The organism is Alteromonas genovensis, from assembly GCF_010500895.1.
Taxonomy (GTDB): domain Bacteria; phylum Pseudomonadota; class Gammaproteobacteria; order Enterobacterales; family Alteromonadaceae; genus Alteromonas; species Alteromonas genovensis.
The window spans coordinates 54,786-74,978 of the sequence record NZ_JAAAWO010000015.1 but is presented as its reverse complement, the minus strand read 5'-3'; the positions used below and the strand labels follow the sequence as shown (position 1 = coordinate 74,978).

Below are 20,193 nucleotides of genomic sequence, written 5' to 3'. Positions count from 1 at the left end.
CTTTGCGTTAAACCGAGGGTAGTTTACGGTCGGGAACTAGGATTCGCAGAGCCAGACTTATATACTAAAGGCGATAACATATAATAATTCCAACTTAACACGTTGCAAGGAAACACCATGAGCACCGCAAAACGACATTTTTTCTGGCTGGCGCCAGTATTGTCTATGCTGATTTCTCTTCCCAGTGCACACGCCTCAATAAAGCAAACTAAGGGCGACTTTGAAGATAAATTCCGTCAGCTAGACGAAGTTTTACCTACTCCAAATGTATATCGAAATGCTGCTGGCGAACCAGGCCATCAGTATTGGCAGCAACAAGTTGACTACGATATCGACGTGAAATTGCTTGAAGGCGAGCGTCGTATTGAAGCAAAAGAAACCATTACTTATCACAACAATTCACCAGATACACTGAAGTATCTATGGATTCAATTAGACCAAAACAAATTCCGCGATGACTCTATGTCAGCGCTTACTACCACATTTGGTGGTATTGGAAACCGTGGTCCGGCTACAGAAGCAGCCAGTGGTAGTAAACCTGCAAAACTGAGCATGGGCGCGCTTCGTCGCCAGCAGTTTGTTGAAGACAATGAGCTAGGCTATACCATCTCTCGCGTTGAAGATAAATCAGGTAATGACCTTCGCCATACTACGGTTGGTACATTAATGCGAGTAGACTTGGCAACGCCATTGAAGCCGGGTAAGAAAGTCACTTTCGACATCGATTTTGCATTTAACATTGTAGAAGAAGATGCGGTATCTGCTCGCGCAGGTTACGAGCACTTCCCTGATGATGAACGTGAAGGCGGCAATGACATCTTCTTGCTAGCCCAGTGGTTTCCTCGTTTGGCCGCGTACACAGATTACGAAGCGTGGACAAACAAAGAGTTCATCGGCCGCGGCGAATTCACACTAGAGTTTGGTAACTACGAAGTAGACATTACCGTACCAGCGGATCACATTGTGTCATCGACAGGTGAGCTTCAAAACCCAAAAGACGTGCTGACCAAAACTCAGCGCGATCGTCTGAAGAAGGCAGAGAAAGCAGATCGCATTGTTTTTGTTGTAACGCCTGAAGAAGCTATTGAGAATGAAAAAGAGGGTACATCAAAGCTAAAAACGTGGACGTTTAAAGCAGAGAATGTACGTGACTTTGCATGGGCTTCATCACGTAAGTTTGCCTGGGATGCACGCGGTTACCAACAAGGCGGCGACACACAGCCTCTTGTAATGGCTATGTCGTTTTATCCTAAAGAAGGCGGTGAACTATGGCAGAAGTATTCAACTGAATCCATCATCCATACTATGGACGTGTACAGCCGCTTTAGTTTCGACTATCCATACCCAGTAGCCCAGTCGGTTAACGGCCCTGTGGGTGGCATGGAATACCCAATGATTACGTTTAACGGCCCGCGTACCGAGTTACAAGACGACGGCTCTCGCACGTATTCACTCGCTGAAAAACGCTTTCTTATCGGCGTTGTTATTCACGAAGTGGGGCACATTTATTTCCCGATGACGGTAAACTCTGACGAGCGCCAGTGGACGTGGATGGATGAAGGGTTAAACAGCTTTCTTGATGGTGTAGCAGGCCGTGAATGGGATCCAACGATTCCATGGGGTGTTGAGCCACGTGATATTACAGGCTACATGAAGTCTCAAACTCAGGTGCCAATTATGACTCAGTCAGACTCGGTACTTCGTTTAGGTCCTAATGCGTATACGAAGCCTGCAGCAGCACTTAACATTTTACGTGAAACCATTCTTGGTCGCGAGCTTTTCGATTTTGCATTTAAAGAATATGCACAACGTTGGATGTTTAAACGCCCAACGCCGTCTGATTTTTTCCGCACAATGGAAGAAGCATCAGGTGTTGACTTAGATTGGTTCTGGCGTGGCTGGTTCTACTCAACCGATCACGTAGACATTAGCTTAGACAGCGTTTATAAGCTTCGTTTGAACACCGAAGATCCAGATATCGATTTTGGCCGCGAACGCCAGACAGAAATGGAAAAACCACAGTCGCTTACCGTTATTCGCAACAAAGAAGAAGGTAAAGAGTTGTGGGTTGATCGCTTCGATGACATCAGCGATTTTTATGACGAAAACGATCGCTATACCGTGACCAACAAAGAGCGTAATAGCTATCAAAAATTCTTGAAAGGTTTAGAGCCGTGGGAACGTACTGCATTCGAACGTGCAGTAAGAGAAGATAAAAACTATTACGTACTTAACTTTAGTAACCATGGTGGCTTGGTTATGCCTATCATTCTAGAACTTGCTTATGAAGATGGTTCGACAGAAGAGATGCGTATACCTGCCGAAATTTGGCGCAGAACGCCAAAAGCGGTTAGCAAGCTTATCGTAACGGAAAAAGACAAAGAGTTAGTGAGTGTTACCGTTGACCCACATTGGGAAACAGCCGATGTGAATGTTGAAAATAACCACTATCCACGTCGTATCATTCCGTCGCGTATCGAAGCGTATAAAGGTAAGTCTCGCAACTCCTACGAGTACCGCGACCTTATGCAAGACTCAAAAACTGAGTTAAAGACAGATGACGAAGACGATGAGAATGATGAAGGCAACGATGACGAGTAAGTTGTCTTCTATCAGGCAGGGCACGGTTGCCCTGCTTGCACTGTTATTAGTAACAGGTAGCTTTGCATACAGCACAGCGGTGAAGGCCCATCAAATTAAAGCGGCTATTACGACGGTATTGTTCAATCCAAGAACCGAAAATATCGAAGTGATGCATCGTTTTAATTTGCATGATGCTGAGCATGCGGTAAAAGTTCTGTTTGATAAGAACGCTGATATTATGGATGACGAAAAGACGCAGCAAGCCTTTGCTGATTACGTTGGTCACCACTTTGCGCTGTTAAACAGTGAAGATACTTCGTTAGCGCTTGAGCAAGTAGGTTTCGAAGTGGATGGTAAGCACTTTTGGGTTTACCAAGAAACGGCTCAACCACCGGCTCTAGAGGGCTTAAAAATACGTCACGATGCACTTCGAGATTTATGGCCTAGCCAAGTAAACACCATTAACGTTGAAGGTAACGGACCACTAAAAACCCTTACTTTCACCGACAATGTAACGCTGCTTGAGGTGGGCTTTAACAGCGACCATCACTAAACCCAGTGTTCGCAATACCAAGCCTGCAGATGCTTCATTTGGCATTAAATCTGCGGGCTTTTTTATGTCTTTTTAAAAGTTTTTCCTGTGTGCATCTACCACCGAAGTCTTATAGCGTTTCTTTTAACAATACATTAACGTTTGCGTGAGAACGTCATTCTATAAAGGTTTTATCATGAGTAACAGCGCTTCTAGTGCATTTGCGCACAACGCTCGAAAAGACAGAAAGAAAAAAGAGGTAGCCGTCACCAGCAACCTCGAAGATCGCGCGTCGCTGGGGCACTCTGAAGACTCTTCTGGCACAAAAGGCTCGACTGCCTCAAAAGGCTCGAACGCAAGCAATGCCTTCGCTGATAAAAAGAACATCATGTGGGTGCTTTTAAGTGGTGGAATGGCGATGACGTTTATCATCATGCTGTTTTTGCCCAATACCGGTATGGGTGATGGAATGATTGCCACCTATTCCTCCATGTTGTGGTGTGGTTTCTTTGGTGCGGCCCTTTGGCGTTATCGCGGCGCAAACGGCTGGACAGGTTTTGCCTTTGGCAGTGTAGTTGGCTTTGTCTTGCAGGTGGTGTCGCAAATTATTTAATACCAGTTGGCATAGGCGAACGAGCTGCTTTTAAATAGGTGGCTTTTAAACGTATTCGCTAATCAAAACCGTCTTCTATCTCGTACATACCTATATCATTCAATAGCCTCTTTTTGAGGCGTCCCCGCTACGTTTTTAACGTAGCGAAATAGAGTAGGTGACATGTCCGAAGACTCCCCTAAAAGAAAGTCAAAAGCTATTCCCTCTTCTCGATTATCCCGGGTCAGTCGCCTAGGCGCACTGGCGGGTAAAATTGCCGGAAATGTCGTTACTCAGGGCGCAGGACAGCTGTTGAAGGGCGAGAGACCTGCCCTTGCCTCATTACTATTAACACCAAAGAATATGACGAATGTGGCCAATCAGCTAGCTAGCATGCGTGGCGCGGCCATGAAACTCGGTCAGCTTATCTCTATGGATGCAGGAGACTTTTTACCCCCTGAGCTTGCTACTATCTTGTCTCGTTTAAGAGAAGACGCAGATCCAATGCCTAAAGCGCAGCTTATCGAAACCTTGAATAAGGCGTGGGGCGAGAAGTGGCAGGACAGCCTACTGTATTTTTCTTTTGCGCCAGTGGCAGCGGCATCTATTGGTCAGGTGCATAAGGCCATCACCATGGATGGAAAAATGCTCGCAATAAAGGTGCAGTACCCTGGGGTGAGAAAAAGTATCGATAGCGATGTGGACAATGTCGCGACCTTGATAAAGCTCACGGGTCTTATACCGAAATCTTTAGATATTAACCCTCTTCTTAGTGAGGCAAAAACACAGCTTCATCAAGAGGCTGACTACAACCGCGAAGCGGCTATGCTAACGCGTTATGGCCAGCAGCTTACAGAGATAGAACGCTTTATCATTCCTCAAACTTACGAGCCCCTTACCAGTGAAACGGTACTCGCGATGGACTTTATTGAGGCTTCGAACCTAGATACGCTGCTTGATGAATCACAGGAAGTACGCAATGCTGTTATGACTGACTTGATGGGGCTATTTTTCAATGAGGTATTTAACTTTAAGCTGCTTCAAAGCGACCCGAACCTTGCCAATTACAAGTTTAATACAGAGACAAAGCAGATAGTACTTCTTGATTTTGGCGCGACCCGTGAGATCCCAGAAAGTATTTCAATAGGCTACAAAGCACTGCTTAATAGTGCCGCTTTGCAAGATAAGCAGTTAATGGCAGAGGCAGCCCTTGATATCGGACTAATAGATAAATCTCACACTCCCGAACAGGTTGATGCAGTCATTGGTATTGGCATGGAAGCGTGCGAGTCGCTTATACATAACGAGCCCTATGATTTTGGCACTAGCGACCTTATTCAGCGTCTACACGATAAGGGCATGACGCTCACGACGGAACATGACTTCTGGCATACACCACCGGCTGATGCGCTATTTATTCACAGAAAGCTAGGGGGATTGTTTTTATTGGCTAGGCGATTAGGTGCGCAAGTGAATATGCGGGCGTTGGCCGCTCCTTGGCTAGAAACCACCTAGCTTGCGTGCACCGAACACACAACTATTAAGCTGAAATGTGTTTAGTAAGGCAAATCCATACTGAAGGGCAGCGCCATTTGCTCTGCACTTTTAGGTGGGTTACCTATCATTTCGTCATAGGGCGTGTCGTGCTTCATCACCGACTTTTCGACGCTGCAGTGGGCAAATGATTCGCGAATATGACCCGTGCTAAAAAATCGCATTGGCTTACCTTTTTTGTCGTAAACCATCCCGCTTTTGTCACCAACCATTAAATAAACCAGATACACATTCATCTCATATGACTGCACTTCTAAGTAGTCTATTACTGTGGGTGTATCTTCTAAATCGCTAAAAAGAAACTTATGCATATCTACCTCAAAAAACGCCCTAATACAGGTAGCAGCTGACGCTATACACAACGCCGGCGCTAACAAAACGTTTTTATTACGTTACGCTAAGTTTTCAGGTTCAGTTGATAGCCTGACTTCTTCGATAGGGCGGCGATAATTACTGTAGCGCACTGCAAATAACAGCATAACGAGGCCAACGACAGAAGACAGTGCGAAACACCACGCCGCAAAGCCAATGCCCGAAGCAATCCACAGTAGTGGAAACATGAGTAACCGCGGCCCCTCTAACGCAAGCGCCAATTTAGATTGAGACAGAATAAAGCCATTTTGAATACTCATAACCACAACGGTGAGGACAATAGCCATTTGCTGCATACCTGAGAGCGTGTCTAAATTGAGCAAAAAATAAAGCGCAGCGCCAAGCATAATTACGTGCTGTAAAAGACTATAGCGCGTCACTGACTTATGGATGTGTGGGTGATATTTTCTAAAATTACTCAACGGTAGTTTTTCCTTAGGAAAGCGCTCTGATACGTCGGCTGGTCGCCAACCCGTGCGACCAAACCAGACGCGAAATTTGTCAGTCCATGAACGGGTATAATAGCTATCCTTAGCCAGTTGACTGTAAATTTGTAAGTTAGCCCAAAGTGGATTAAAGCTTTTTAGCGCACCGCGAATACCGAAAACGACTGGCTCTTCTTCTTTCTCTGGCATGTAGGTTGAAAACAACCGATCCCAGAGAATAAATACGCCTCCGTAATTTTTATCGATATAAATTCGATTTTGGGCATGGTGAACCCGGTGGTTTGAAGGAGTGACAAACACCTTTTCCATCCACCCCAACGTGGTGATGTGTTGAGTGTGAACCCAAAACTGATACACCAAATTGAGTGCTCCCACCGTTATTATCATCTCTGGCGTAAAGCCAACTAACGCCAGCGGCAGATAAAAAATCCAGCTAAACACAGCACCACTTGTTTGCCTCAATGCCGTAGTCAGATTGTAATCTTCACTTGAATGATGCACTACATGGGCGGCCCAGAGTATGCTCATTTCATGTCCAAGCCTATGATTCCAGTAATAAAAGAAGTCATAGGCTACAAATGCAATAACCCACACCCACCACGCTTGCGGTAGCTCAAACATAGCGACCGCATCAAAGAAAAGCACATAGATAGTAAAGGGGATAAGTTGATGACCAATTGCCACAATGCGAGAAAGCACGCCCGCACTTAAGCTTGTGATAGCGTCATTAGTTCGATAGTACCCCGTTTTCCTTTTGCGATCGGCATAAAGCTCAATACCAATAAGTAGGAAAAACAAAGGAATAGCAAATAATATAACGGTCATAGTGAGCAACCAAGATAACAGTTTCTACATGTTAAACAAATGTTTAAAATAACCCAAGTTATTTACAATGATTGAGGCAAATAATGACATATGTATGTGTAGCGACGTGTGTTTGTAACAATGTGTACTTGTAATAATGGGTATTTGTAGCGGTGTATACTTCTAGCAAAGCGTGGTTTTACTCACTGTTATAACCTATTCGTTACCTGCACGCGCTATCTTTGTAATCAAAGCGCGGTGTTGACACTTATTTATAACGACACAGACTGGTTAACCCATGCACCATTGAAAGAGAGCATTTATTTTGTTGTGGGTAAGACCAATCGAAATCGGTGTTTTCAACGTTAAAAGGCTATCACGATTGAAAATTTAAGCAGAAAAGAAACATTTCTCTTGTTTGATTTTCTAACATTGAGTGTTATGTCTGGTAGTATTACCTAAAGGAAATCTCAGCAGCGGAGTCATTATGAGTGAAACAACAGAGAAACAGTCGTTAGGCCCACACTTTCTGATAGCGGGAATAATCCTTGTCGTCATCCTCGCGATAGTTTTTTGGCCAAGCGATGAAACGCCTGAGCCCGCAGAGGCACCTAAACCCGAAATTAATGAACCCGTACTTACCGAGTCTGATGAACCGGAAGTATTTGAAACAAAACCTGCACCACCACCTGTTGAACTTGAAGAGAAAGACGAAGTGGAACCACTCCCTGAAGTTGAGGAAAGTGAGCCCGAACCACTTGATGTAAGCGATCCAGCAGTGAAAGAAGCGCTAGTAGATAGCGCAGCTGCCGATGAAAACACGGTGAATAGACTACTGGTTAACGAAGGCTTACTTCAACGCTTTGTGGTTTCTGTGACAAATTTGGCGGGCAACAAAATGGCGCCCAATCATCAACTGCTTACTCCACCAGAACAGAACTTCAGAGTGTATTCTCAAGCTGATAAGCAGTGGATTGATGCAGCTAGCTATAAGCGCTACACGCCATATGTGAATGTTTTAGAGTCATTTGATAATGAGGCGCTATTAACGGTTTATCAGTCTTATAAAGACGATATTCAAGCTAAATACGCTGAAATTGGTGATCCTGACAAAGATTTTAATAGTGTGTTGCTCAGCGCAATAGACGAATTGCTCGATACGCCAGAGGTACCGGTTCCGGTAGAAGTCTATTCAGATTCTGTGATGTACAAATACACAGACGAACGCTTAGAAAACCTTGATGGCCCGCAAAAGCAACTGTTAAGAACGGGGCCTGACAACATGCGCCGTATTAAAGCGAAGCTTCGCGAAATCAAAGCGTTGATTGAGCAAAATGGACTTAACTAAGTTTCAAAAGCAAATAGAGGGCTCGTCTGATAAGACGCGCCCTCTTCCGCCTGTAGAAAAATGGAACCCCGATTTTTGCGGCGATATTAATATGACAGTGACGCTAGACGGTCGCTGGTTCTATGAAGGCACCCCAGTAGGTCGCGCTAGCTTGGTAAAATTGTTCTCTTCGGTACTTAAACGAGAAGACGATAAGTACTTTCTTGTTACGCCGGTAGAAAAAGTGGGGATTACCGTTGAAGACACGCCTTTTTTAATCACTCAATGGAAAGAGGTTGAAGCAGACGCTAACGGCGGTAGTAGCACTAACGGCGACAAGAACACTGCGCTTGTGCTGATTACACAAACTGGCGATGAAGTTGTTTTAGATAGCGTTGATCAAATGGAACTACGCGTTCCACCAAAAGCAATTCGAGATAAAGAGGCTACCGCAATTCCCTATGTATGTGTTCGCAGAAACCTGTGGGCTCGCCTACATCAAAATGTGTATTACCAGCTACTTGAAAAATCGAAAGAAATAAAAGGCGGTGATGAAACTCACTTCGTTGTTCACTCAGCTAACATCGACTTTATTATTGGAAAGGTAGGTTAATCCTCGCTTACCTTTTAATCATCCGCTGTCCCCAATCCTCGTCCGTTTCCTATTTTTCTACTCTTTCACCTTCTTTCAATACATCCCGTTTAATTAGCCCAAAATTCGTACACCATAAAATAACGCTTCCTAAATATCTCATAAAACTCAGTAAAACCCGCCACTAATAGCGTAATACTTTGCGTTACTTTAATGAGTGCTTTACATTAAATTACTGTGTAATTATCCATCAAAAGAAGAACTATATTATGAAAAAAACACTGACCGCATTAGCTGTATCTTGCACGCTTTTACCGCTTACGTTTAGCGCCCAAGCAGCCACGCTCATCCATGCTGGCAAAGCCTTTACCGGAACCTCTAACGAATTACGTAACAAGGTAACCATCGTTATTGAAGATAACAAAATTGAAAGTGTGAAATCAGGATTTGTAAGCGCTGAGAAGGGCGATACAGTTATTGATTTAAAAGATAGCACGGTAATGCCTGGATTGATGGATATGCATGTACACTTGTCGTCTCAACAAGGCGGGCCGAAGAGCTACTTAGAGCGATTCACGCTTAATGAAGCAGACTATGCATTGCGTGCAGCAAATTACGCTAAGATCACCCTAGACGCAGGCTTTACAACAGTAAGAAACCTCGGTGACTCGCACAATGAAACCATTGCCCTTAGAACCGCTATCGATAAGGGCTATGCTGTTGGGCCGCGCATTTACACCGTAGGAAAATCTATTGCCACCACAGGCGGCCATGCCGACCCATCTAATGGTATGTCTCATTTACTTCGCCCAGACGTAGGTCCTGAGCAAGGCGTAGTCAATGGAGAAGCGCAAGCCCGAGAAGCAGTAAGAACGCGCTACCAAGACGGCGCTAACCTGATAAAGATTACCGCCACCGGCGGTGTACTAAGTGTGGCTAAAAGCGGTCAGAACCCACAGTTTATGACCGATGAACTAGAGGCAATTGTTGATACGGCAAAAGATTACGAAATGACCGTAGCTGTTCATGCACACGGAAAAGAAGGCATGAAGCGAGCCATTACAGCAGGTGTAGACTCAATAGAACACGGCACCTACATGGATGACGAGATTCACGAGTTGATGAAAGCAAACGGCACGTATTATGTGCCCACCATTCTTGCCGGCAAGTTTGTTGCAGAAAAAGCAAAAATCGATGGCTTCTTTCCAGAATTAGTTCGCCCAAAAGCGGCGGCAATTGGCCCCCTAATTCAGCAGACATTTGCTACCGCTCATAAAGCGGGCGTGAAAATTGCTTTTGGAACTGACAGTGGCGTATCAGCCCATGGTGATAATGCACAAGAGTTTGCCCTAATGGTTGAAGCGGGAATGACGCCTGCAGACGCTTTAACAAGCGCCACGGTGAATGCCGCAGATTTACTCGGTGTAAGCGACATACTAGGTACGTTAGAGCCGAGTAAATTAGCAGATATTGTTGCGGTAAAAGGTAATCCGTTTGACGATATAACCATAATGGAAAATGTGTCGTTTGTAATGAAAGACGGCGTTGTTTACAAACAGTAAAAAATAGCACTTTAAGAAAAGATTTCATGGCACCTGGTAAAAAGCTCAGTAAAAAGATGGCGCAAAAGACCAAGCAATTGGTCGATTCGAAACATATGTTGAAAGGTATTACACTCTCTTCGTTTTTAGAGTCGACCATAGTGCCTATTCCATTGGAAGCCGTGATGTTGCCATTAATGCAGGCAAGAAGAGAATCGCTATGGCACATCGCTGCAATGGCAACCCTTGGCTGTGTGATAGGGGCTATTTTCGGCTATGCCTTGGGGTATTATCTTTTTGATTTGATTGGAGAGTGGGTGATTTCCACTTTCTTCAGTCAGGACCAATTTGAAAATGTAAAAGACCAAATGCAGCAGCAGGGATTTTGGTTTGTTATGACCTTGGGCATTGCCCCCATTCCTTTTCAGGTAGCTATGCTTGCAGCAGGTGCCACAAAATATTCGCTCCCCTTGTTTTTACTGGCCACAATTATAGCGCGCTCACTTCGCTATTTCGGCCTTGCGGCAGCCGTGTATTATGCTGGCGACAAGGCAGAGCAAATGATTAGGCGCTACAAAATGAAGGCGATTATTGGAGCAACACTTATTGTGCTTCTACTTTGGTGGGGCGCTAACACATTCTTATAAAGAGGCTTTTTGGTATTTTACCGCTGCGCAAAAAATATTTATAAAACCTTTTGCAGTTCTTGTTGAACTTCTTTATTGATAATGATTCCTATTTACATTAATGTAATAACGAGTCCTATCTAGGAGGTGCAACAGTGAATACACAACATTTATGCCCCGTTTATACAAAGTGGCTTCAATTAAATCCAATTGACGCGCGCAAGCATCGGCATTTCTTGCAAGATAGCATGCAAAAAGCCCGCCTTCAGGGGCAACTTGATAAAGCGTGCACGCTGGCATATCAGACGTTAGAAGCCGCAAAGCTTGTTCTCACGGCATTACAAAATGTGTCTAATCAAAACGTTTTAAATCACAAGGATAATAGCGTGAGAGAGGATATAATTTCCTATTCGGCCGCAGGCATGTATCTGTCTTCTCTTTTGCACTGTAGCGACAATTCGCAAGAAGCTCATAATGTATTACAGCAGTGCCAGCAGCAGCTAATTGCTGTTCTGCCTCTTCATGCTACCAACCATACTATCTTAGCGTTAATCAAAACTGCGATGCATGCTTTCGAACAAAGCAGTCTGCTTTTAGTTAACAACAAGTTAGCTAACAACGGTGCAGTCAATGGCAATTCCGATAGCGGCCATTCAGTTGGCAGCTCTTCCGCTAGCAAACGTATCCACCGCGCCAATAACCGCCTTTCTCTCGTCCACTGATTTATTTAATGAGGAAAACACGATGAGCGCCAAACAGCGTACAGCCAATGAGGGCTATATCTCGTTAAGTGTCAGAGCGTCTGTACTGAAAAGAATGTTGAGCGGAGAAAACCTGCATTTGAGCGATATTCATTGCTCAAACAAAAAAAGCAAATTGGCTGTTCAAAAGCTACTTTTGCAAGCGCTTAGCGAAGGTGAATAAAAAGGGCACTTACAAGCACCCTTTCTGTATGACAAATTGATATGGCATTGTATCAGTTTGAGACGCTACGAGCGTATGACCCATAAACCGACAAAAGCTTGGGATATCCCTCGCTGTTGACGGGTCGTCTGCCGACACTGACAAGGTTTCCCCATCCGCTAATTTTCGAATGTTTAAACGCACCATCATAACCGGCTCAGGGCAGCGAAGCCCCAACGCGTCTAAATGTGTGTTTGCCTCATTAAAAGCAGTATCAAAATCAGATGCCATAATTCTCACGGTAGGTGTTTATGGCATCAATATCGGCGTTATGACCGCCTTTTTCTTGCAAATAGGCAACTACATCAGCAAGGGCAACGATGGAAATCACTGTGGTATTAAAATCGCGCTCAACTTCCTGAATCGCTGACAATTCACCTTTGCCTCGCTCTTGTCTGTCTAGGGCAATGAGAACACCTGACAAACTAGCCTGCTGTTGCTCAATGAGCGCCATAGACTCACGAATAGCCGTTCCAGCGGTGATCACATCGTCCACCAGCATCACCCGTCCTTCTAGAGGACTCCCTACCAAGTTTCCACCTTCACCGTGAGTTTTAGCCTCCTTGCGATTAAAGCAGTAAGGCACGTCACGTTGATGGCTATCGGCTAACGCTACCGCCGTGGTGGTAGCAATAGGAATACCTTTATAAGCAGGCCCGAATAATACGTCAAACTCTACGCCTGCATCGACTAATGCATCAGCATAAAAGCGACCTAGTTTTGCAAGGTCACCGCCGCTATTAAACAAACCCGCATTAAAAAAGTAAGGACTTATGCGGCCCGACTTTAACGTAAATTCACCAAACTTTAGTACGCCGCGCGCAATGGCGAACTCAATAAAATCACGCTGAAACGCTTTCATGTAGACCTCTTACGCTAGTGCCGCTTTTTGGATATCAAACAATTCGCGAAGACCGTGTTTCGCTATCTTCAGCATTTCTTCTAACTCTTCAAACGAGAAAGGTTCGCCTTCTGCCGTGCCCTGTACTTCAATTAGCTTACCGGTTTCTGTCATAACAACGTTCATATCAGTTTCAGCTTCTGAATCTTCTGTGTACTCAAGGTCGGCAATCGGAGTGCCTTCAAAAATACCAACCGACAGCGCAGCAATCATGTGCTTGAGCGGGTTTGCCTTTAAAATACCTTTGGCACGCATATAGGTTAATGCGTCTACAAGTGCTACACAGGCGCCAGTTATCGATGCTGTGCGCGTTCCGCCATCCGCTTGAATAACATCACAATCTAGCGTGATAGTGTTTTCACCAAGTAGTTTTAAGTCTACTGCGGCGCGAAGCGAGCGAGCAATTAAGCGTTGAATTTCTAGCGTGCGGCCACCTTGCTTTCCGCGAGCCGCTTCTCGGCCACTTCGGGTATGCGTTGCGCGCGGTAACATGCTGTATTCAGCAGTTATCCATCCTTTTCCTTGCCCTTTCATAAAGCGAGGCACGCCTTCCTCTACCGTTGCGTTACACAGCACCTTTGTATTGCCGAACTCAACTAATACCGAGCCCTCAGCATGGCAGGTGTATTGACGAGTAATAGTAACTGGACGAATTTGACTGGCGGTTCTGCCGCTTGGACGCATAGAGTTCTCCACAACGTAAGTGCTTAAATGTCATTTCCAGCTTATGTTTTTAAGGCCAAACGTGGTTGAACGCTAAAACCACATTCACCGGAAATATGAGTGAGCCTAAGTATAGCGCAATGGGCCCATCCTATGAAAACGAACTTTGCTAGTATTCCTTATAGAAATGGTTAAATGTGCGCTAATACCAGTTCGCATAGATAATTACCCTCTCAGCGAGACTTAAAATGTTTGTAATCGCGGCGTGTTAACGCAGATGCAGTGGTCCTACATCAAGGTGACATAACAAAGAGCGCGGACATTTTAAACTCGCCCTTCGGGAAGGTCTGGCAAGTTTCCTAGCTTCATTCTGGGAATTTGAAAGGGAGCAGCCATTCCTGCATTCCCACGCTTTGCTAGGGAACTTGTCAGCGCCTTCTGAGTGGGCAATTATCTATGCGGACTGGTATAATACATAGCTAACGAGAAAGACTGCCCGTTCATTTATCGATACAACACGTTGGTCGCGTTGTTTTTGCAGGCTTTCAGTCAAACTCCAAGGAAAATTATGATTTATAGCATGACAGCATTCGCCCGCGTAGAGACGAAAAAAGAGTGGGGCTCTGCAGTATGGGAAATACGCTCTGTTAATCAGCGTTTTTTAGAGACCTACTTTCGCTTGCCGGAACAATTTCGCTCACTTGAGCCCATGCTGCGCGAACGTTTTCGTAAAAAGCTGGCTCGAGGCAAAGTAGAATGCGCCTTGCGCTTTACTGCAAACGATGCGGCTACAACAACGTTAAGCTTAAACGAAGACTTAGCGAAACAGGTTATGCAAGCCGCTGATTGGGTGCAGTCTCACGGACAGTCATCAGGTGTAAACCCCTTAGACGTATTGCGCTGGCCTGGAGTGATTGCGGCAGAAGAAGCCGATATGGACAGCATTCACGCAGACGTTATGGCCGCTTTCGATCAAGGCCTAAAAGATTTTATTGATGCACGTGCCTCAGAGGGCGATGCACTTAAAGCCATGATAGCGCAGCGCTTAGACGCTATTGAGGCCGAAGTAGAAAAAGTAGCCGCTCGCATGCCTGAAATTATGGTGTGGCAACGAGAAAAAGTGCAGGCACGCTTTGAAGAAGCAAAAGTAGAGCTAGACGCCGGACGCTTCGAACAAGAAATGATCATGCTGGCCCAAAAAGTAGATGTAGCTGAAGAGCTTGACCGTTTAAATACGCATGTAAACGAAACGCGAAATATTATGAAAAAAGGCGGTGCTATAGGTCGCCGTTTGGATTTTATGATGCAAGAGTTTAATCGCGAATCAAACACCTTAGGCTCGAAATCAATAAGCACCGACATTACGCAGTCGGCCGTAGAGCTAAAAGTGCTGATTGAACAAATGCGCGAGCAAATTCAAAACATCGAATAATGGTTATCTCAAGCAATGAAAGCCCAGCACTGCATATCTGCGCTGGGCTTTAGTGAGCGCTTACTGACAGTAAAACGACCGGTATCCTAGTGAAAAGAAAGAGCTAAATGACAACCATCTATGAGGTAGCAGCGCGGGCTGGAGTATCCTTATCAACGGTATCTCGCGTATTAAATGGGAAGGCGTCGGTGAATGCCGCGATGGCTGATAAGGTAAAACAGGCGGCAAGCGAATTACACTATACACCGAGTCAGAAAGCCCGTTCACTGGCATCTAAACATAGCCATGCGGTAGGTGTTGTATTGCCAAACAAGCATATGTTGTTTTCTTCCCACTTACTTTTTTCTTTTGAACATATTTTGCGACAATACCAAAAGCATTGTGTGGTCGCGTTCTCCCACGATACCCTTGAATCGGAAAATGAGGCCATTGAGTTTTTGTTATCCCAAGGGTGCGATGGGGTATTTGTTAATACCATTGCCTCGCCTTCCATTGCGTCTACTACAAAACACCTGCAGGATAAAAAACACAGTGTTGTCACTCTGAGTCAGAGCGAACTCAAAGGTGGTGTGACAGGGTTTTCCACGTCTATTTTTGAGGTGGCAGCATACGCGTTCAAACAACTCAGAGACTTGGGTCATAACGATATTGCGCTAATTAGCGATAATTCTGAATTAGTGAGTCATACTAATGAAATATCGGTAGCACTTAAAAGCGCTCTTTCTCGCCTATCTGTATCCGGCTCCACATCGTTTCGGCCCGAGCTTTCCATTTATGTGGGCAGTGAAGGTACAGACGATCCTTTGCTAGAACTACTTGCTAAAGAAACCGCTTTTTCAGCAGTTATTTGTACTAGCGACGCGCTGGTAAAGCTCATTGTAACCAGTGCAAAAGAGCTAGGTATGGAATTGCCAAATGATTTGTCAATTATTGCAGCGCAGGCACCAGATTCGCCTTTGAAACCCGCAGAAAGCCCATTGTCATACCGTGTATCAACAGTGGCTTATTCAACACTAGATATCGCTAAGGTTGCTGCAAGCTACTGCTTATCAAGCTTTTACGAACAAGCCACAGATGAGAGCACATCACACTCAGCGCTACCTACTTCCACAGCCCCTATCTTTCTTGACTATGGAAGCACGGCTTCTTTCACCTAAAGCATGCTCAAAGGGCTTTTTGAATGTCCCTGTATCGTTTCGCAACAAAGCGATAAAGATTTACGCAAAGTAACGCGTTATGCTGTGTATAACACTTTCGTACAAGGGCATTAATATGAATAGAGTTTTAGCTGTACTTCTTTTATTAGTAAGCACTGCGGTATTTGGCGCACAATGGTTTGAAAATGATAGAAGTAGTAAATCTGATGAAACCGAGGTTTCACGGGTACTTAATGCCCTGCATAAAAAAGCATCTGTGGCTGATTATGAAGGTTACTTTGCGTTATATACTACCAATGCTGTATTTATTGGTACCGATGCCCATGAGGTGTGGAGTATTGATGATTTTAAAGCCTACGCAAAACCCCATTTTGATAAGGGAACAGGCTGGACGTATCTGCCTCGCGATAGGCATATTTACTTTTCGCCTGATGCTCAGGTAGCGTGGTTTGATGAATTACTGGATAACAAAAAATTAGGCGAAACACGAGGCACTGGCGTGTTGATAAAGACCAACGGTACCTGGAAGGTAAGCCAATATCACCTCGCTATACCAATCCCCAATAGCCTGGCTTCTTCTGTTGCACTACAGATTAAAAAGCAGAAAAATTAACCCGCTGGATAAAACAGCAGACAAAAAAATAGAGTCATCTATATGACTCTATTTTCACCAAATATCCCCTGTAATTAGGTATTTGATTGTGTCAGTGGTTGAATTTCCATTTCAACACGACGGTTCATCGAACGGTTGGCCGCACTGTTGTTTGGCACTTTCGGTGAATACTCACCCATACCGACTGTCGTGATACGCGTTGAATTCACTGAAAAGTTGATAAGCTGATTTTTCACCGCACCGGCTCTTCGTTCAGATAAAGACTGATTGTATTGTTCAGCACCAACGTCGTCTGTATGGCCTTTAATCATTAACACGGTTTTCTCGTAGTTGTTCACTACCTTTGCGACGTCTTGTAAAACCGGATTAAAGCTTGTACTAATACTTGAGCTGTCAGTCGCGAAGGTAATGTCGCCAGGCAGTATAAGGCGAAGATTGTCACCTTCTCGGACAACTTGAACACCTGTATCAGATAGCTCGCTACGCAGCTCTTCTTCCTGCTTGTCCATGTAGTTACCAATTGCACCACCAGCAATGGCGCCTACCGCGGCGCCCCATGCATATCGACTTTTGTCGTTATCGCCCGTTGCCTTTCCTAGCACAGCGCCTAACACAGCGCCAATTGCGGCACCTTTTTGTGTATTGTTCGGATCGGTCGCACAGCCTGCAACGGTGAGTGAAGCAGCAATCATACTTACAGCTAATGTTTTTTTCATAACGTCCTCTTTTTCGCTTGGCGCTGTAATCGTTTATTGAAATAAACGATTAACGTACCTGCCAAGCGCTCTGTTGATTCATCATTATTAGTCGTCATATGAAACTTTTTGTTCACGTCCGACGGTAATAAATTGACTTGTATATAAACTTGCTTATTTACAGTTAGCAGCAATAATTGATCCACTTTCAATTGCTGCGGGCATATACCTGGCGTTTATCGGTTTCCCTAAGTTTGCGTCGCCCCTTTATAGCTAAAGGCTTGACGGCGTATAGGGTTAGATTAAATGAATGAAGCTGAACCCACGATTAACACCGCATTATCACATGGAGGTGTTGCTAGATTCTTGTAAAAAGTAAACATATCTGAATTTTCAACGCACAATCGTTTGTAATCTCTACATACTAACTAACAACTGTTGCTCATTAACAACACCTTACTAGGGCGTATTAAATAAAAAGAGTGGGGGAAGTGGATAATAGCATGCTTAGCCGATAGACACTGAGCGCTCAAAGAAGCTATTCACATCTATCTTGTAGTCTGACGCAATAACCGCTTTTTGAATCTTTAATGAGTTATCGCTTGAGAGGTCAATATCCTTGGGCGTTAAATAATGACTGCTTTTCACTGAATAAAATACTTTAACAATAGGGGAAAGCGGAGAGTCGTTTTGTTTTAGCACCATAGCCAATCGGTCGTTTGACAACAGCACCAGACTTCCCACGGGATAAACGCCTAAGCATTTTATAAATTGCTGTACTAGCGCAACATCTAGCCTTGTTGGGGCATCGTTCATCAATATAGAAAACGCTTTCTGACTGGACATGCCACTCTTATAGACCCGATCAGCAGTTAAGGCATCATACATATCAGCAATGGCCAACATCCGGCCTGCTGTACTTATTTCATCACCTTTCTTACCTGCAGGGTATCCGAGTCCATCTAAACGCTCGTGGTGTTCGCTTATTGCTTGAATTAAGGGCTTTGCCACATCAGTATTCTGCAAGTAATCAACACCGTGATTCACATGACTTTTCATCACGTCCATTTCTGCATCGGTAAGCCTTCCCGGCTTATGTAGAATTTCGTCGGGAATGTTTATTTTTCCTAAGTCATGAAGAAAGCCTGCGTAAGATAGGTCCTGTACTTCTTCTTCAGACATCCCCATAAATGTTGCGAAATTAGCGAGCAGAATAGCAACGTTTAATGAATGCTCGAGAAGGTAGTCGTCTTTTTCACGAATTTTCGTCAAACACAGTAGTGCATCGGGGTTTCTATCTACCGACTCTACGAGTTTATTGGAAAACGCCTTGGGGATACTGGCATCGAAAGGAGTTTCTTTTTTGACATTATTAAGTAAAAGCTGTTGTATTGCTTTACCTTGAGTATGTAGTTTCTCTGCTCTGGTAAGCTCACTCTCTAATGAAACATTCGACTTCTTTGCAGCGCTTTTTTCTGCCAAGTGAGGTGCTACTGAGGAGGACTCATGTTCGCCCTTTTCTGGCACTGGCGTGAATGCTTTATCGGTATCAATAGCAAGTATTCTAACACCTTGCTTTTTAAGCAGCTTTACTACGTCTTGCGAAGTCACTTTACCCTGGTTTTTTACCGCCAACGAGCCTTTCTGTTCAAGAATCTTATGAACAAACATACCCGGCTTTAATTCATCAATACTTATTTTTTTTAGCATTCGTTGTACTGCGCTCTCGATAACTACAAAGGTGTGGCTAAGCTAACTAATACTCTAATTTAGAAAGTACGGTATACAAATCTGGTTGCCAACCGTAATCTTTAATCCTGACTCTGCCATTTTTTACCAACACTCCCTCATCTAAAAGACGTGTACTTTGCTCGTGCGCTAACTCTGAACCTTGAGGAAATGCTATTTTACCATCGGCTCTTAGCACTCGGTGCCAATTGTGTTGACCATCTAATGACCTTAAGCACTTTCCCATTAGTCTCGCTCTTCCTGGCAAACCGCACAAATCAGCGAGTTGACCGTAGCTAACGACGTTTCCCGTAGGGACCAGTGACAGTGTCTTTTCTATTCTTAATTTTACCGTGTTTATCTCTGTCATGTATATTAAACAATCTTCCTAACTACTGTATTTACCGATAAACTACACAGGTGTTGACTTCTATCAAATAGCTGCTTATCAAGACCATGTCAAAAAACTCGCTAAGAATTTACTGCCCGTCATGCAACTACCCACAAACCACCTGTGTGTGTAGCAATATAGACATCGTTAGCGTACCTGTGAATGTGGTCATTTTACAGCATGCAAAAGAACGAGAGCACGCGAAGAATACGGCACGCTTAGTATCATTGTGTATACCAACAGCAAAAATTATCAGTACAGAGGACTCTGAGGCCGTTAATGTGCTGCATAAGCAATGCAATGCAACAAATTCGGCGGTTATTTACCCTAGTGAAGAAAGTATAGCGATAGAAAGTAATTTAGTAACACCGCTTAAGGGTGTAGATACCGTTATTTTTATAGATGGAAGCTGGAAACAAGCTTTTGGTATGATGCAAAAATACAGTTGGCTTCAAACACTACCCGCCTATCATTTCAGTGAAGCACCTAACACTCACTACGCCATTCGGCATACCCGCGTTAGTAACGCGTTATCTACCCTAGAGGCTGTCGCGTACACTTTATCATATGCGTTTAACACCGACGCAGCCCCATTACATAATGCACAGCAAGCGATGCAGCAGCATTGGCAAGGTCCGAAGTCTCATCGTCGTGGTAATGAATAAAACGATAATGATTAAA

At 44.4% G+C, this 20,193-nt stretch carries 22 protein-coding genes; 14 read left to right on the top strand and 8 right to left on the bottom strand.

Annotated elements, in window-relative coordinates; translation table 11 throughout:
• Nucleotides 1-117 precede the first annotated feature (117 nt).
• The 4 genes from GTQ48_RS16360 to GTQ48_RS16345 all read left to right on the top strand — a co-directional run bounded on the left by GTQ48_RS16360 (nucleotide 118) and on the right by GTQ48_RS16345 (nucleotide 5,222).
• On the top strand, nucleotides 118-2,601 hold the full coding sequence (locus tag GTQ48_RS16360; protein ID WP_081926609.1) for a M1 family metallopeptidase: 2,484 nt from the start codon (nucleotides 118-120) through the stop codon (nucleotides 2,599-2,601).
• A complete protein-coding gene (locus GTQ48_RS16355) occupies nucleotides 2,576-3,136 on the top strand; it encodes a DUF6702 family protein (RefSeq protein ID WP_420837615.1) in 561 nt (186 codons plus the stop codon). Before GTQ48_RS16360 ends, GTQ48_RS16355 begins: the two co-directional genes overlap by 26 nt.
• 175 nt (nucleotides 3,137-3,311) lie before the next feature.
• Nucleotides 3,312-3,728: a hypothetical protein gene (locus GTQ48_RS17760; protein WP_239060162.1), complete on the top strand. Its 417-nt coding sequence runs from the start codon at nucleotides 3,312-3,314 to the stop codon at nucleotides 3,726-3,728.
• A gap of 162 nt (nucleotides 3,729-3,890) precedes the next feature.
• Nucleotides 3,891-5,222: an ABC1 kinase family protein gene (locus GTQ48_RS16345; protein WP_163107620.1), complete on the top strand. Its 1,332-nt coding sequence runs from the start codon at nucleotides 3,891-3,893 to the stop codon at nucleotides 5,220-5,222.
• A 41-nt stretch (nucleotides 5,223-5,263) separates the two neighbouring features.
• Here the strand turns inward: GTQ48_RS16345 and GTQ48_RS16340 are convergent, their stop codons facing one another.
• On the bottom strand, nucleotides 5,264-5,572 hold the full coding sequence (locus tag GTQ48_RS16340; protein WP_032095366.1) for a DUF6482 family protein: 309 nt from the start codon (nucleotides 5,570-5,572) through the stop codon (nucleotides 5,264-5,266).
• 81 nt (nucleotides 5,573-5,653) lie between these two features.
• Nucleotides 5,654-6,904: a sterol desaturase family protein gene (locus GTQ48_RS16335; RefSeq protein WP_163107619.1), complete on the bottom strand. Its 1,251-nt coding sequence runs from the start codon at nucleotides 6,902-6,904 to the stop codon at nucleotides 5,654-5,656.
• A 466-nt stretch (nucleotides 6,905-7,370) separates the two neighbouring features.
• Here GTQ48_RS16335 and GTQ48_RS16330 point away from each other — a divergent pair, with 466 nt between their 5' ends.
• The 6 genes from GTQ48_RS16330 to GTQ48_RS16305 all read left to right on the top strand — a co-directional run bounded on the left by GTQ48_RS16330 (nucleotide 7,371) and on the right by GTQ48_RS16305 (nucleotide 11,893).
• Complete coding sequence (locus tag GTQ48_RS16330) at nucleotides 7,371-8,231, top strand: DUF3014 domain-containing protein (RefSeq protein ID WP_163107618.1); 861 nt, start codon at nucleotides 7,371-7,373, stop codon at nucleotides 8,229-8,231.
• A complete protein-coding gene (locus GTQ48_RS16325) occupies nucleotides 8,218-8,823 on the top strand; it encodes a DUF1285 domain-containing protein (RefSeq protein ID WP_163107617.1) in 606 nt (201 codons plus the stop codon). The genes GTQ48_RS16330 and GTQ48_RS16325 overlap by 14 nt, the downstream gene beginning before the upstream one ends.
• A 248-nt stretch (nucleotides 8,824-9,071) precedes the next feature.
• Entirely contained in the window at nucleotides 9,072-10,364 is a 1,293-nt protein-coding gene (locus GTQ48_RS16320) for a metal-dependent hydrolase family protein (protein WP_163107616.1), read from the top strand.
• A gap of 26 nt (nucleotides 10,365-10,390) precedes the next feature.
• Nucleotides 10,391-10,990 (top strand): YqaA family protein, encoded by a 600-nt coding sequence (locus GTQ48_RS16315; protein WP_163107615.1) that lies wholly within the window; start codon nucleotides 10,391-10,393, stop codon nucleotides 10,988-10,990.
• 134 nt (nucleotides 10,991-11,124) lie between these two features.
• Nucleotides 11,125-11,691: a hypothetical protein gene (locus tag GTQ48_RS16310; protein WP_203565277.1), complete on the top strand. Its 567-nt coding sequence runs from the start codon at nucleotides 11,125-11,127 to the stop codon at nucleotides 11,689-11,691.
• A gap of 22 nt (nucleotides 11,692-11,713) precedes the next feature.
• Entirely contained in the window at nucleotides 11,714-11,893 is a 180-nt protein-coding gene (locus GTQ48_RS16305; protein WP_163107614.1) for a hypothetical protein, read from the top strand.
• A gap of 9 nt (nucleotides 11,894-11,902) precedes the next feature.
• On the opposite strand, the gene tusA is transcribed toward GTQ48_RS16305, so the two are convergent.
• From tusA to rph, 3 genes are read right to left on the bottom strand one after another with little or no spacing between them, the layout of a single operon-like run.
• Complete coding sequence (gene tusA / locus GTQ48_RS16300; protein ID WP_032095263.1) at nucleotides 11,903-12,163, bottom strand: sulfurtransferase TusA; 261 nt, start codon at nucleotides 12,161-12,163, stop codon at nucleotides 11,903-11,905.
• Nucleotides 12,153-12,794 (bottom strand): orotate phosphoribosyltransferase, encoded by a 642-nt coding sequence (gene pyrE / locus GTQ48_RS16295; protein ID WP_163107613.1) that lies wholly within the window; start codon nucleotides 12,792-12,794, stop codon nucleotides 12,153-12,155. Before pyrE ends, tusA begins: the two co-directional genes overlap by 11 nt.
• A gap of 9 nt (nucleotides 12,795-12,803) precedes the next feature.
• Nucleotides 12,804-13,517: a ribonuclease PH gene (gene rph / locus GTQ48_RS16290; protein WP_032095261.1), complete on the bottom strand. Its 714-nt coding sequence runs from the start codon at nucleotides 13,515-13,517 to the stop codon at nucleotides 12,804-12,806.
• A gap of 547 nt (nucleotides 13,518-14,064) precedes the next feature.
• Here rph and GTQ48_RS16285 point away from each other — a divergent pair.
• The 3 genes from GTQ48_RS16285 to GTQ48_RS16275 all read left to right on the top strand — a co-directional run bounded on the left by GTQ48_RS16285 (nucleotide 14,065) and on the right by GTQ48_RS16275 (nucleotide 16,698).
• Nucleotides 14,065-14,928: a YicC/YloC family endoribonuclease gene (locus tag GTQ48_RS16285; RefSeq protein ID WP_032095260.1), complete on the top strand. Its 864-nt coding sequence runs from the start codon at nucleotides 14,065-14,067 to the stop codon at nucleotides 14,926-14,928.
• Nucleotides 14,929-15,035: 107 nt separating this feature from the next.
• Nucleotides 15,036-16,085: a LacI family DNA-binding transcriptional regulator gene (locus GTQ48_RS16280; RefSeq protein ID WP_163107612.1), complete on the top strand. Its 1,050-nt coding sequence runs from the start codon at nucleotides 15,036-15,038 to the stop codon at nucleotides 16,083-16,085.
• Between the two features lie 115 nt (nucleotides 16,086-16,200).
• On the top strand, nucleotides 16,201-16,698 hold the full coding sequence (locus GTQ48_RS16275; protein WP_163107611.1) for a nuclear transport factor 2 family protein: 498 nt from the start codon (nucleotides 16,201-16,203) through the stop codon (nucleotides 16,696-16,698).
• A gap of 74 nt (nucleotides 16,699-16,772) precedes the next feature.
• Here GTQ48_RS16275 and GTQ48_RS16270 read toward each other — a convergent pair whose 3' ends face one another.
• The 3 genes from GTQ48_RS16270 to GTQ48_RS16260 all read right to left on the bottom strand — a co-directional run bounded on the left by GTQ48_RS16270 (nucleotide 16,773) and on the right by GTQ48_RS16260 (nucleotide 19,491).
• Entirely contained in the window at nucleotides 16,773-17,414 is a 642-nt protein-coding gene (locus GTQ48_RS16270; RefSeq protein ID WP_163107610.1) for a YiaD family glycine zipper/OmpA-like lipoprotein, read from the bottom strand.
• Nucleotides 17,415-17,900: 486 nt separating this feature from the next.
• On the bottom strand, nucleotides 17,901-19,103 hold the full coding sequence (locus GTQ48_RS16265; protein WP_163107609.1) for a cyclic di-GMP phosphodiesterase: 1,203 nt from the start codon (nucleotides 19,101-19,103) through the stop codon (nucleotides 17,901-17,903).
• A 46-nt stretch (nucleotides 19,104-19,149) separates the two neighbouring features.
• Complete coding sequence (locus GTQ48_RS16260; RefSeq protein WP_163107608.1) at nucleotides 19,150-19,491, bottom strand: MGMT family protein; 342 nt, start codon at nucleotides 19,489-19,491, stop codon at nucleotides 19,150-19,152.
• 86 nt (nucleotides 19,492-19,577) lie between these two features.
• Between GTQ48_RS16260 and GTQ48_RS16255 the strand changes: the two genes are divergently transcribed.
• The gene (locus tag GTQ48_RS16255; protein ID WP_163107607.1) at nucleotides 19,578-20,177 is read left to right on the top strand and encodes a tRNA-uridine aminocarboxypropyltransferase; all 600 of its coding nucleotides are present in this window, start codon (nucleotides 19,578-19,580) and stop codon (nucleotides 20,175-20,177) included.
• Nucleotides 20,178-20,193: the final 16 nt, after the last annotated feature.